Annotated in this window: 12 protein-coding genes; 8 read left to right on the top strand and 4 right to left on the bottom strand. The window is 75.4% G+C overall.

Annotation, left to right across the window (positions count from 1 at the left end; all coding sequences use genetic code 11):
• Window positions 1-27 precede the first annotated feature (27 nt).
• Window positions 28-321 carry a DUF3303 domain-containing protein gene (locus tag H505_RS0127035; RefSeq protein WP_026404480.1) on the bottom strand — a complete coding sequence of 98 codons (294 nt, stop codon included), beginning with the start codon at window positions 319-321 and terminating at the stop codon, window positions 28-30.
• Window positions 322-534: 213 nt separating this feature from the next.
• Between H505_RS0127035 and H505_RS0127040 the strand changes: the two genes are divergently transcribed.
• The 7 genes from H505_RS0127040 (at window position 535) to H505_RS0127070 (ending at window position 8,012) form a co-directional block, all read left to right on the top strand.
• Window positions 535-1,653, top strand: a complete 1,119-nt coding sequence (locus H505_RS0127040) for an FAD-dependent monooxygenase (RefSeq protein ID WP_026404481.1) — start codon at window positions 535-537, stop codon at window positions 1,651-1,653.
• A 16-nt stretch (window positions 1,654-1,669) separates the two neighbouring features.
• Window positions 1,670-2,608 (top strand): VOC family protein, encoded by a 939-nt coding sequence (locus H505_RS0127045; RefSeq protein ID WP_026404482.1) that lies wholly within the window; start codon window positions 1,670-1,672, stop codon window positions 2,606-2,608.
• 14 nt (window positions 2,609-2,622) lie between these two features.
• Window positions 2,623-3,582 (top strand): fumarylacetoacetate hydrolase family protein, encoded by a 960-nt coding sequence (locus tag H505_RS0127050; RefSeq protein WP_026404483.1) that lies wholly within the window; start codon window positions 2,623-2,625, stop codon window positions 3,580-3,582.
• 272 nt (window positions 3,583-3,854) lie between these two features.
• Entirely contained in the window at window positions 3,855-4,667 is an 813-nt protein-coding gene (locus H505_RS0127055; RefSeq protein ID WP_233617828.1) for a 4Fe-4S dicluster domain-containing protein, read from the top strand.
• Entirely contained in the window at window positions 4,664-5,701 is a 1,038-nt protein-coding gene (nrfD, locus tag H505_RS0127060) for an NrfD/PsrC family molybdoenzyme membrane anchor subunit (protein WP_026404485.1), read from the top strand. The genes H505_RS0127055 and nrfD overlap by 4 nt, the downstream gene beginning before the upstream one ends.
• Before the next feature lie 124 nt (window positions 5,702-5,825).
• Complete coding sequence (locus H505_RS0127065) at window positions 5,826-6,449, top strand: hypothetical protein (RefSeq protein ID WP_026404486.1); 624 nt, start codon at window positions 5,826-5,828, stop codon at window positions 6,447-6,449.
• A gap of 252 nt (window positions 6,450-6,701) precedes the next feature.
• Window positions 6,702-8,012: a hypothetical protein gene (locus H505_RS0127070; protein WP_026404487.1), complete on the top strand. Its 1,311-nt coding sequence runs from the start codon at window positions 6,702-6,704 to the stop codon at window positions 8,010-8,012.
• Here H505_RS0127070 and H505_RS0127075 read toward each other — a convergent pair.
• Window positions 8,009-8,569 carry a TetR/AcrR family transcriptional regulator gene (locus H505_RS0127075; protein WP_026404488.1) on the bottom strand — a complete coding sequence of 187 codons (561 nt, stop codon included), beginning with the start codon at window positions 8,567-8,569 and terminating at the stop codon, window positions 8,009-8,011. The two genes, H505_RS0127070 and H505_RS0127075, sit on opposite strands and share 4 nt — an antisense overlap.
• Window positions 8,570-8,672: 103 nt before the next feature.
• Between H505_RS0127075 and H505_RS0127080 the strand changes: the two genes are divergently transcribed.
• Window positions 8,673-9,083, top strand: a complete 411-nt coding sequence (locus H505_RS0127080) for a DUF3291 domain-containing protein (protein WP_034520036.1) — start codon at window positions 8,673-8,675, stop codon at window positions 9,081-9,083.
• A 152-nt stretch (window positions 9,084-9,235) separates the two neighbouring features.
• Here H505_RS0127080 and H505_RS0127085 read toward each other — a convergent pair whose 3' ends face one another.
• Window positions 9,236-10,564 (bottom strand): vWA domain-containing protein, encoded by a 1,329-nt coding sequence (locus tag H505_RS0127085; RefSeq protein ID WP_245592639.1) that lies wholly within the window; start codon window positions 10,562-10,564, stop codon window positions 9,236-9,238.
• The gene (locus H505_RS0127090) at window positions 10,561-11,856 is read right to left on the bottom strand and encodes an AAA family ATPase (protein WP_026404491.1); all 1,296 of its coding nucleotides are present in this window, start codon (window positions 11,854-11,856) and stop codon (window positions 10,561-10,563) included. The genes H505_RS0127085 and H505_RS0127090 overlap by 4 nt, the downstream gene beginning before the upstream one ends.
• Window positions 11,857-11,881: the final 25 nt, after the last annotated feature.

Here is an 11,881-nt window from a genome sequence, read left to right on the forward strand (position 1 = left end):
CGGGTCGTGCCGTGGGGTCGCGCCCGGTCAGCCTCGCAGGGCGGCGAGCCCCTTCTGCATGTCCTCGACGTTCATGACCGGGCAGATCTCGATCTCCGCGCCGAACTTCTGGAAGAACGTCTCGGTGAGGGCGGGCAGCTGGGAAGTGTCCTGCATGTCGAAGACGAGCGTGCAGGTGCGGCCGCCGTCGTAGGGATGGAAGTAGGCCGCCTCCGGCTTGAACTGCTCCAGCAGCGACTGCATGACCTGCGCCATCGTGCCGTCCGCGAGCAGTTCGTTCGAGACCTGGGTGTCCAGGCGTGCCCTCAGCATCATTCTCATCGCGTACCCCCGGGTCGCGGGGCCGGCGCCCCCGCGCCCGCTGAGTCCCCTGCGACGTCGCCGTCAGCGTCTCCCCGAACGCCCCGGATAAACCGGCCTCCCGGCGCACCGCCTCACGTCATCCACGGGACGGATCGTCCGCATACGGGGAATCTATTTCCCTGATCAGTGGGCGGTGACCCAAGGTTGGAGCACCGACCGAAGGGAGCCGCCGTGGAGAACGTCCTCATCGTCGGCGCGGGCACCGCCGGGCCCGCGCTGGCGACGCTGCTGGCCCGCGCGGGCGTCGCCGTCGACGTCGCCGAGCTCGGCGCGCGGCCGGCGGCGCTCGGGTCCGGGATCACGCTGCAGGGCAACGCGCTGCGGGTGCTGCGCGACCTCGGCGTGTGGGAGCGGGTCGCGGCGGCCGGGTTCGCGTTCGACGTGCTGGGCCTGCGGGCGCCGGACGGGACGCTGCTGGCCGAGATCCCGGACGTCCGCAGCGGCGGCCCCGACCTGCCCGCGACCGTCGGGATGCACCGGCCGGAGCTGAACCGGATCCTCGCGGACGCGACGCGCGACGCGGGGGCCCGCATCCGGTACGGGACCACCGTGGACGCCCTCGACGACCGCGGCGACCACGTCGTCGCGCACCTGTCGGACGGGACGGCCGCGCGGTACGACCTCGTGGTCGGCGCGGACGGCGTCCGGTCGGCGGTGCGGCGGCTCATCGGCATCGGCACCGAGCCGGCGCCGACGGGGATGGGCATCTGGCGCGTCCACACGCGGCGCCCGGAGCGCGTCGAGCGGACCGACCTGGTCTACGGCGGGCCCTGCTTCATCGCCGGGTACTGCCCGACCGGCCCCGACACCATGTACGCGTACCTGGTGGAGCGGGCGCGCCCGCGCGAGTCGATCGCGGACGCCGACAAGCCGGCGCACATGCGGGCGCTCGCCGAGGCGTACGGCGGGGTCTGGGCGGAGATCCGCGACGACATCACCGACCCGGACCGCATCAACTACACGTGGTTCGAGTCGCTGCTGGTCGACCGCCCGTGGAACCGCGGGCGGGTCGTCCTGATCGGGGACGCCGCGCACGCCTGCCCGCCCACCCTCGCGCAGGGCGCCGCACAGTGCCTGGAGGACGCCGCCGTCCTCGCCGAGCTGCTGCTCGCCGCCGGCGGCCCCGGCCGGGCCGTCTTCGAGGCGTTCATGGACCGCCGGTACGAGCGCGCGAGGGCCGTCGTGGAGGCGTCCGTCCGGCTCGGCGAATGGCAGCTGGACCCGTCCCCGGACGCCGACGTGCCCGGCCTGATGGGCCGCATCGGCGCCCTCGTCACCGAACTCCCCTGACCCCGCAAGGAGCACGATGTCCGACCGTCTCATCACCCACCTCCGGCACGTCGACCTCGCCGTGCCCGACTTCGAGCGGCAGCGCGATTTCTACGCCGGCGTCTGGGGCCTCACCGAGGTCGCGGACGACTCCGGCATCTCGTTCCTCGCCGCCGAGGGGTCGCCCGAGCGGTACGTCGTCCGGCTGCGGCGGGACGCCGAGAAGCGGCTCGACCTCGTGGCGTTCGGCGCCGCGTCGCCCGCCGACGTGGACGCGCTCGCCGAGCGGCTCGGCGCCGCGGGCGTCCGGCTGATCGGCGAGCCCGCGGCCCTGGCGACGCCCGGCGGCGGCTACGGCTTCCGGTTCTTCGACGTCGACGGCCGCACGGTCGAGGTGTCGGCCGACGTCGCCGTCCGCGCCCACCGGAGACTGGAGGAGCGCGAGGCCGTCCCGGTGCGGCTGTCGCACGTGGTGCTGAACTCCCCCGACATCGGCGCGACCCGCCGCTGGTACGAGGCGCACCTCGGCTTCGCGCTCAGCGACACGCTGTCGTCGCCGCACATGGGCGAGGTCATGCATTTCCTGCGCTGCAACCCGCGGCACCACAGCCTGGCGATCGCGAAGGGGCCGCACACGTCCGTCCACCACGTGTCGTTCGAGATGCGCGGGCTCGACGAGTACATGTACGGGACCGGGCGGCTGCTGCGCGCGGGCGTCCGCATGATCTGGGGGCCCGGTCGGCACCTGGCGGGCGACAACACGTTCTCGTACTTCCTCGACCCGCACGGCAACACCGTCGAGTACACCACCGAGCTGGAGACGCTCGACGAGGACGCCTGGCACCCGCACGTGTACGACTTCTCGCGGCCCGAGGTCACCGATCAGTGGGGGACCGCCAACCCGATGAACGAGCTGGTCGCGAAGGAGTCGTTCAACGATCCGGACCGGGGCGTGTTCGTCGCCCCGCCGGTCTGATCCCGGGAGCCCGCATGCGCCTCGCCACCTTCGAGCACGCCGGCCGCGTCCGCTGCGGCATCGTCGAGTCCGGGACGATCCGGCCGTTCCCGGACGGGACGCGCCTGATCGACGTCCTGGACGTCCTCGGCCCGTCCGGTCCGGGCGGCCTCCCGGAGCCGGACGGCCCGCCCGTGGACGTCGCGGACGTGCGGCTGCTGCCGCCCGTCGAACCGCCGTCCGTCCGGGACTTCGTCGCCTTCGAGGAGCACGTCGAGGGCGTGCGCCGCGCGGTCGACGGCGCGGCGGGCGTCCCGGACGCCTGGTACGACGCGCCGACGTTCTACTTCGCGAACCCGCACGCGATGATCGGCGCCCGCGACGACCTGCCCGTCCCGCCGGGCTGCGCGGAGCTGGACTTCGAACTGGAGGTCGCCGCGGTGGTCGGCCGGGCGGGCGGCGACCTGTCGCCGGCCGCGGCCCGCGACCGCATCGCGGGGTACACGGTCTTCAACGACTGGTCGGCGCGCGACCTGCAGTCCCGCGAGATGCGGGTCGGCCTCGGCCCCTGCAAGGGCAAGGACTTCGCGACGACGCTCGGCCCGTGGCTCGTCACCGCCGACGAGCTGGAGCCGTTCCGGGACGCCGGCGGGTTCCTGCGGCTCGCGCTGACCGCCGAGGTCAACGGCGAGGTCGTCGGCCGCGACCTGCTGTCGAACATGGGCTGGCCGTTCGAGGACCTCGTCGCCTACGCGTCGCGCGGCACCCGGGTGCGCCCCGGCGACGTCCTCGGCTCGGGCACCTGCGGCAACGGCGGCTGCCTCGCCGAGCTGTGGGGCCTGCGCGGCGGGCGGGACGACCCGCCGCCGCTGCGTCCCGGCGACGTCGTCACCCTCACGGTCGAGGGCATCGGCACGGTGTCGAACCGCGTCGTCGAGGGCCGCGCCGCGCCGCCCGTCCCGCCCGCCCGCAGGCGCCCCCGGGCCCGCCCCTGACCCCGCTCCCCCGCCCCGCGGCGCCGGGCGGCGCCGCCGCCGGTCCGGGCGCACGTGTAGCGCGCCGCGTCCCGGGAAGGGTGCAGGCACTCCGCCCGCCGCGCGCGCCGTGCGGCGGGCGGCGCCATGGACCAAGCGCCGTGCACCACCGGGATGGAGGTCGTCGGATGGGCCGCTCCGGATCCGACGGGACGCTCGTCGGCCGCAACCTGCTCGCGGGACCGGAACCCGACGTGGCGGGCAACGCCGGCCACCGGGACCCGCCTCCCCGGATGGGGTTCTTCACCGACACGTCGGTGTGCATCGGCTGCAAGGCGTGCGAGGTGGCCTGCAAGGAGTGGAACGCGGTGCCCGAGGACGGCCTGGAGTTCACGGGCATGTCCTACGACAACACGCAGGGGCTCGGCGCCGACACGTGGCGGCACGTCGCGTTCATCGAGCAGGACAGGCCGGTGTCGGCGCGGCCCGAGGCCGAGGGCGTCCCGTCCGCCGAGGGCGACGGCGGGATGCGCTGGCTGATGGCTTCGGACGTCTGCAAGCACTGCACGCACGCGGCGTGCCTGGACGTCTGCCCGACCGGGTCGCTGTTCCGCACCGAGTTCGGCACGGTGGTGGTGCAGGAGGACATCTGCAACGGGTGCGGCTACTGCATCCCCGCGTGCCCCTACGGGGTCATCGACCAGCGCAAGGGCGACGGGCGGGCGTGGAAGTGCACGCTGTGCTACGACCGGCTCGGGGTGGGGATGGAGCCGGCGTGCGCGAAGGCGTGCCCCACCGACTCCATCCAGTTCGGGCCGCTGGACGAGCTGCGCGAGCGGGCCGCGATGCGCGTCGAGCAGCTGCACGGCATGGGCGTGGAGGACGCGCGGCTGTACGGGCACGATCCGGACGACGGGGTCGGCGGCGACGGCGCGTTCTTCCTGCTGCTGGACGAACCGGAGGTGTACGGGCTGCCACCCGACCCGGTGGTCACCACGCGGGACCTGCCGTCGATGTGGCGGCACGCGGGCGTCGCGGCGGCGGCGCTGGCGGGCGGGCTCGCCGCGGTGTTCGCCGTCCACGGGCCGCGGGGAGGCGCGCGGTGAGCACGTCCGACGTGGGCCGCGACGGGATCACCGGGGCGCGGCCGGACCGGGAGGCGAGGATCGGGCAGGGCGGGCACCGCCCGGACGGGCGCCGCGGCCGGCGGGGCCGCCGCGGCGAGCGGGCGATGGTGCCGGACGCCGAGTTCCGCTCGTACTACGGCAAGCCGATCCTGAACCCGCCGGTCTGGAAGTCCGTCGACATCGCCGGGTACTTCTTCCTCGGCGGGCTCGCCGGGGCCGGGTCGGTGCTGGCCGCGGGGGCGCACTGGACGGGACGCCCGGCGGCGGCGCGGGCGCTGAAGGCCGCGTCGCTCGGGGCGATCTCGGGTTCGACCGCCGCGCTGATCCACGATCTGGGCCGCCCCGGGCGCTTCTACAACATGCTGCGGGTGATGAAGCCGACGTCGCCGATGAGCATGGGCTCGTGGCTGCTGGCGGCGTACGGACCGCTGGCGGGCGCGGCGGCCGCCCTGGACGTCACGGGGCTGTTCCCGCGGCTCGGGCACGCCGCCACGGCCGGCGCGGCGGCCCTCGGGCCGGGCGTCGCCGCCTACACCGCCGTGCTGGCCGCCGACACGGCCGTCCCGGCCTGGCACGAGGGGTTCCGGGAGCTGCCGTTCGTGTTCGCGGGGTCGGCGGCGGTGGCGGCGTCCGGCATGGCGCTGGTCGCGGCACCGCCCCGGGAGACGGCGCCGATGCGGACGGCGGCGGTGTGCGGGGCGGCGCTCGAGCTGGGCGCGGCGACGCTGATGGAGCGGCGGCTCGGCATCATCGCGGAGAACTACCGGGAGGGCACGGGCGGGCGGCTGATGCGCGCGGCGCGGGTGCTCACGGCGGCGGGCGCGGCGGGCGGGGCGCTGCTCGGCGGCCGGAACCGGACGGCGGCGGCGCTCTGCGGCGCGGCCCTGCTCGCGGGTTCGGCGTGCACCCGGTTCGGGGTGTTCCACGCGGGCATGCGGTCGGCGAAGGACCCGAAGTACACGGTGGTGCCGCAGCGGGAGCGGATCCGGGAGCGCGCGGCCGAACCCGCGTGAGCGCCCGCCGGGCGGGCCCGCCCCGGGTGATCACCGCGCCGGGGGCGTCGTACGCTGAAGCCGTCGGGGCCGCGGGGGCGGCGCCGGACCGGTAGGTACACGGTCAGCGGGGTAGATGAAGCACATGCGGGACGCACCGGGACGTTTCGACCTCACGATGCTGCACGCCGCGTACGACGCCTTCCGCCGGGACGCCGACTGGCTGGCGGCGGAGGGCGGGTCCAGCCCGGCGGCGGCGGACGTGTGGGCGCTGTTCGCGCTGCACTGGCGGGCGCAGCAGGCCGCGGAGCGGCGGGCGCTGTGGTCGGTCATGCGGCACGTGCCCGGCGGGCCGCCCGGGCGGGCCGCCGCCCTCGACGCGATGGACGCCCTGGCGCTCCGCACCGTCCCGCTGGTCGACGCGGTGGACGCGGCGGTGGAGCACCACGACGCGCGGGTGCTCGCCGCGTACGCCCGGGACCTCCGCAAGGCGGTGCGCGCACTCCTGGACCACAAGGAGGCGGAGGTCCTGCCGCTGATCCACGACAGCCTCACGGCGTTCGAGTGGGGCACCTTCGACGTCGAGTTCCGGCACGAGATCGGCGTCCGCGGGCTGCGGCTCTTCCTGCCCTGGCTGCTGGACGGCGCGCCGGAGCCGACGTGCCGCGCGGTGCTGGGGCTCCAGCCGGTCCCGATCCGGCTGGTCTGCCGCCGCAGCTGGCTGCCGCGCTACCGGCGCCGCAGGCACCGGACCGCACCCGCCTTCTGATCACCCGCCTTCTGATCACCTGCCTCCCGCTGGTTCTGTCGGTGCCGGGTTCTAGGCTCCCGCGCGGGAGCGCGCCCGGTGTGCAGGCCGCGGTTCGCGAAAGGGAGATGCGGAGACGCCGCCCCGGGAGGGGCGACGGCTCGCGACTCGCCGGGGCACCAGCCCGCCGCCGACGGTTCTCGGGCGCGCTCCCCGCCCGGCAGGCAGGGAAGGAGACGCGCCATCGACGGCCCGTTCGAGGAGCTGTTCGTCATGACGCTCGCCCGCGTCGGCTACGAGGACGTGATGTCCGCGTGGCCGCGGGGCGGCGCCGAGCGCTTCACCGGGCTCGTCCGGGAGGCGGCGCGCGCCGACCCCGCGTGGACGGCCGCGTTCCTCGGCTGGCTCCGCGCCGCGACCCCGATGCGGTATCCGGCGCTGGCCGGCGCGGCGGCGTACGTCCGGGAGCGGCCGCCGCAGGGCCCCGGCGGCACGCCCCGGCAGGTGGTCGCGTCCGTGCTGCGGCACCCGCACGATCCGGGGCTGCTGCTCGGGCACTGGCTCCGGACCCACGGCAGGCCGCTGCCCAAACCGCTGAAGCGGGGCATCGCCGACGCCGTCGCGCGCCTTTACGACGAGCGCGCCCTCGCCCTGTACGACACCGGCGGCCGCCACCTGTCGGTCCCGTCGTTCCTGCGGTCCACGCTGACCGTGCGCGGCGGCCTCCCGGCGGCCCGCCCGCCGCGGTTCGGCGACGTGATCTCGCTCGTCCACCCGCGGCCCCGGGACGCGGCCCAGGCCGAGGTGTTCCGGCTCGCGCTGCGCCGCCGCGCCCCCGGCTCCCCCGCCCGGTCGTGGCGGCAGGAGGCGGGCGCGCTGGGCCGCCGCCTCCGCCGGGACGACTGGGAGCGGCTCGTCCCGCGCATGGCGCTGCCCGACCTGCTGGACGGTTTGCGCCGGTTCGACGCCGCGGGGATCCCGTTCGACACCGCGATGGAGATCGCCGAACGCCTCGCCGACCCGGCCGAGGTGCGCGCGTCCGGGCTGCTGCCGCTGCGCTTCGCCGCCGCCCGGGACCGCGTCGCGGGCCGGCGCTGGGGGCCGGTCCTGGAGGAGGCCGCGGCCGTGAACCTGCCCGCCGTCCCCGCGATCCCCGGCCGCACCTTGATCGTGGCGGGCAACGATACGGCCGCGGGCGCCGTGTTCGCCCTCGCGCTCGCCCTGCGCTGCGCGTCCGCCGACGTGGTGAGCGGGCTGGGCGAGCCCCTCCCGGTCGTCCCCGGCGAGTCGCCGCTGCACGGCCGGCTGCGCTGGCCCGCCGCGGGCCTCGGCCCCCTGACGCGGTCGGACCCCGCGGCGGTCGCCCGCGCCCTCGACGGGCACGACCGCGTCGTGGCCGTCGAGTTCCACCGGACGGACGAGCTCGGCGCGGACGTCCCGGTGTACGCGTGGCTGAGCGACCACCGGCCCGACCACGAGCAGCCGGACGAACCCGGCCGGATCGTCTTCCACGGCCTCTCCGACGCCGCGCTGGGCGTCGTCCCGCTGATCGAGGAGGCCCGGCGGGGCCGCTGGCCGTTCTAGCCAGGGAACAGGTGGCCGATGATCGGCCCCGCCGCCGCGACCGGGTCGTCGCCCAGGTCCGCGGGCAGCGCGCCGCTCAGCCACAGGTCGGCGAAGCCGTGCACGATCGACCACGCGGCGAGCGCCGCGGAGCCGTCGGCGTCCCGGCCGCCGTCGGGGGCGGCGCCGCGCACGCCCCGGGTGAGGACGGCGTCGGCGCGGGCGCGCGCGGCGGCCAGTTCGGGGTCGTCCGTCCGGTAGAGCTGGGGGCGGAACATGACCGCGAAGTGCGCGGGGTGGTCGACGGCGAAGCGCACGTAGGCGAGGCCGGTGTCGTGCAGGTCGTCGCCCGCCGCCTCGAGCGCGTCGGCGAACCGCGCGTAGCCCTCGGCGGCCACGGCGGTCAGCACGCCCGTCTTGTCGCCGAAGTGGTGGGCGGGGGCGGCGTGCGACACCCCCGCGCGGCGGGCCAGCTCGCGCAGGCTCCAGCCGGCCGGACCCGACTCGGCGATCGCGGCGGCGGCCGCGTCCAGGACGGCGCGCCGCAGGTTCCCGTGGTGGTAGCTCGGCTGCTCGATGGTGTCCTCCCTCGGTCGCCCCGATCATATCTTGCCATTGACAAGTTCGCGTCGGCGAGGCAATCTAGCCAATGACTAGATTCGCTGCCGACGAGGAGGCACCATGCCGACCCTTCCCTGGATCCCCCGCGAGGCCGCGGACCCGGACGCCGACGTGGTGGTGATGGCCTCCCGCTTCGAGGTCCGCTCACTCCGGCACGTCCCGGGCTTCTTCCTTGCCTCGCTGGCGCTGCTGCGGCAGGCCCGCACGGCGCCGGGGGCGCACGGGTTCACGCTCAAGGCCCAACTGGCGAAGCGGACGTTCTGGACGCTGTCCGCGTGGCGCGACGACGCGGCCCTGCGGGCCTACGCGGCCGCCGAACCGCACCGGTCCACCATGCGCCGCAAGCGCGCGGTGATGCGCGACTCGACGTTCGTGTTCTGGACCGTCCGGGGCTCGGAGCTACCCCTCACCTGGGCCGACGCACAACAACGCCTCGCCGCCGAGGCCCGGAATCCCCTGACCCGAACGTGACACGCCGGCCCGCGACCCCACCATCCGTAGGGCACTTCACGGAGCCGGGCTCGCGCGCCGTCGTCATCGTCGACGGGCGCGGCTCTTCCGTAGGGGTTTCTCTGAGCTGGGTCGGATTTCTCCCGAGAACGAGCCGCGCCTGTCGCGCTTCCTCAGCTGATCGTGACAACGCGGGCCCAGTGCGGCGGGTTGTCCGGGGCGTAGTCGGGGTCGTCCTCGTCCACTGCGCTCGCTGGACGAGGAAAGAGGCCCACGACGGTGCGGCAGGGGGGCTGCTCGGCGGGCCAGGGCGTCTGGCCGTCCGTCAGGGCGACGATCACGTCCGGGCGGGGCCGCAGGCGGAGCGCCCGGGTGAAACCCGAGCGCAGATCCGTTCCGCCGCCGCCGATCAGCTCGAGGTGCTCGGCTCGGCAGAGCGGGACGGCGACCCCGGCCGCCGCGTCGCAGGAGATCACCGACACCAGGTCGCGGCGCCCGCCCACCGCCCGCGAGATCGCCGCGACCTCCAGCAGCGCGCTGCCCAGTTCGGCGTCGCTGACCGATCCGGATGTGTCGATCACCACGCAGACCCGGGGCGGGATACGGCGCAGGCTCGGCAGGAGCACACCGGGGACGGCGGCCGCGCGCCGGGACGGGCGCCGGTAGCTGTGGTCCTCTCCTGCCCCGGGGGCTCCCGCTGCCGAGCGGACCGCCGCCCCCAGCAACCGCCGCCACGGCTGGGGCGGGTGGAACGCCTCGTCTGCCCAGCGGCGCCAGCCTTCCGGTGCGTCGCCCGGCCGACCCTTGATTCCCTCGGCGACCCGAAAGCGCACCGCGTCCCGCTGCTGCCTGCTCAGGCCGTGCGCCCCGTCGGGCCCCAGCTCCCACGGACGGTCCTGTCCGTCGGCCCCGCTGCCGCAGTCCAGCCAGGCCAGGTCCGGCGTGAGCCCGGACAGGGAGGTCGTCCGCAGGTACTCCTCCATGAGCATCCCGGCGGGCAGCCTCAGCATCGACGGCAGGACCGCTCCGGCGGGCCGGGGAAGACCGTCACCGTAGATGTCGTCGTTGATCTCGAAGTCGGCGGCGATGTTCCGCCGCAGCCGCTCGCCCGGCCCGTTCTCCCCGTGCTCTCTCGCGTACCGGTCTCCCCGTTCGTGATGGTCTCGCAGCAGATGGGAGACCTCGTGCACCCAGACGCCCGCCAGCTCCTCCACCGGGGTGCGCGCGACGAAGCCGGGGGAGGCATAGCAGCGCCAGTGCGCGTCCACCGCCATCGTCGGCACTGAACGGTCCTCCACGACGTGCAGCGCGAAGAGCGCGCTCGCCAGATAGGGACGAACCTTGACCGCGTGCAGTCGCGCGGCCAGCAACTTCTCCAGGTCCAGCGGAAGGCCGGGCGGTCCGTACGGCTCGCCGGAGGCGGCCGGGCGCGTCGGAACGGCGGCCCGCGCTCGGCGCGGCGGTGCGGGCCGGGCCATCGGAACCTTCGGTGCTCTCGTCACCGGCCCACCCGGGCCGCGGGCTCGGCGCCGGCCGCCCCCGCGGCCCGCAGTACCGACTGATCCGCCCGCCGGGCGAGGCCGATCACTCCGGCCAGCCGCTCCACCGACTCCGGCACCTCCCAGTCGTCACGCCGCAGCGAGGCCAAGACCTTCGCCGGGGCGACCAGCAGGTCCGCGGCACCGGTCTCCAGCGCCCGGACCAGGACCATCCAGCCCGCCTCCCAGCGCTCCCGCTGCGGCCGTGCGCCCACGGCGGCCACCACCGCCTCCAGAGTCGCCTGACGCAGGTCTCCCCGCATCGGCAGCTCGGCGGACGCGGGATCGGCGAGCAGCGTCTCGGGGTCCGGCAGGTCCATCCGGTCCAGATGGGCAAGAAGTTCGAGCCCCGGCCCGTCCCCCACCGCGCCCCGTACCAGCGCCGCCAGCACCTCCCGAGAGACCGACGCCGCCGTACCGAAGGCCAGGAGTGTCAGCGCGGCTTCCCAGCTCCGGGGCGACGGCCAGGCACCGCCGCGCCGTGTCTCGGTGCTCGGGAGCCGGTGGATCAGTGTCGGCCGTGCCTGCAGGAATCCGCAGACCGCCCGCCGGGCGTAGGCCACCGCCTCCGGCAGCTTCTCCGGTACCAGCCGGGGCAGTCGCGCCCGGGGCCAGACCCCGCCGAGCCCGCGCACCACGGTGTCCCTGTCGTGGACCCAGTACAGGTGCACGAACCGATTGGCCAGCGGCGGGCTCAGCTCCCATCCGTCCGCTGCCGATGCGCGCGGGTTGGCGGCGGCCACGATCCGTACCGCCGGCGGCAGTTGCAACGCACCGACCCTCCGCTCCAGGACGACCCTGAGCAGCGCGGCCTGGACGGCCGGAGTGGCGGTGGAGAGTTCGTCCAGGAAGAGCAGTCCCCGTCCGGCACGGACGAGGTCCACTGCCCACTGCGGCGGCGCCATGGGCACTCCTTGCGTCGCCGCATCATCGCCGACGATGGGCAGCCCGGAGAAGTCCGTCGGTTCGTGGACGCTGGCGATCACGGTCGTCAGCGGCAGGTCGAGCGAGGCGGCGAGCTGCGTCAGCGCCGCGGTCTTGCCGATGCCCGGTTCGCCCCACAGCAGCACGGGCAGGTCGGCCGCCACGGCCAGGGTGAGCGCTTCGAGCTGCTCGTCGGGGCGCGGCTCGCTTGCGGTGGTTCGCAGCAGGGCCAACAGGTCGTCGGCGAGAGCGAGTTGCGGGTCGGTTCCGGACGCGCCGGCGGACGTCCCGGTCGTCGGGACCGATGCGGACGGAAGGGCACTGGAGATCATGGGCTTCACCTGGGGGTAGTCGAAA

This window comes from Actinomadura rifamycini DSM 43936 (genome assembly GCF_000425065.1).
Classification (GTDB): Bacteria; Actinomycetota; Actinomycetes; order Streptosporangiales; family Streptosporangiaceae; genus Spirillospora; species Spirillospora rifamycini.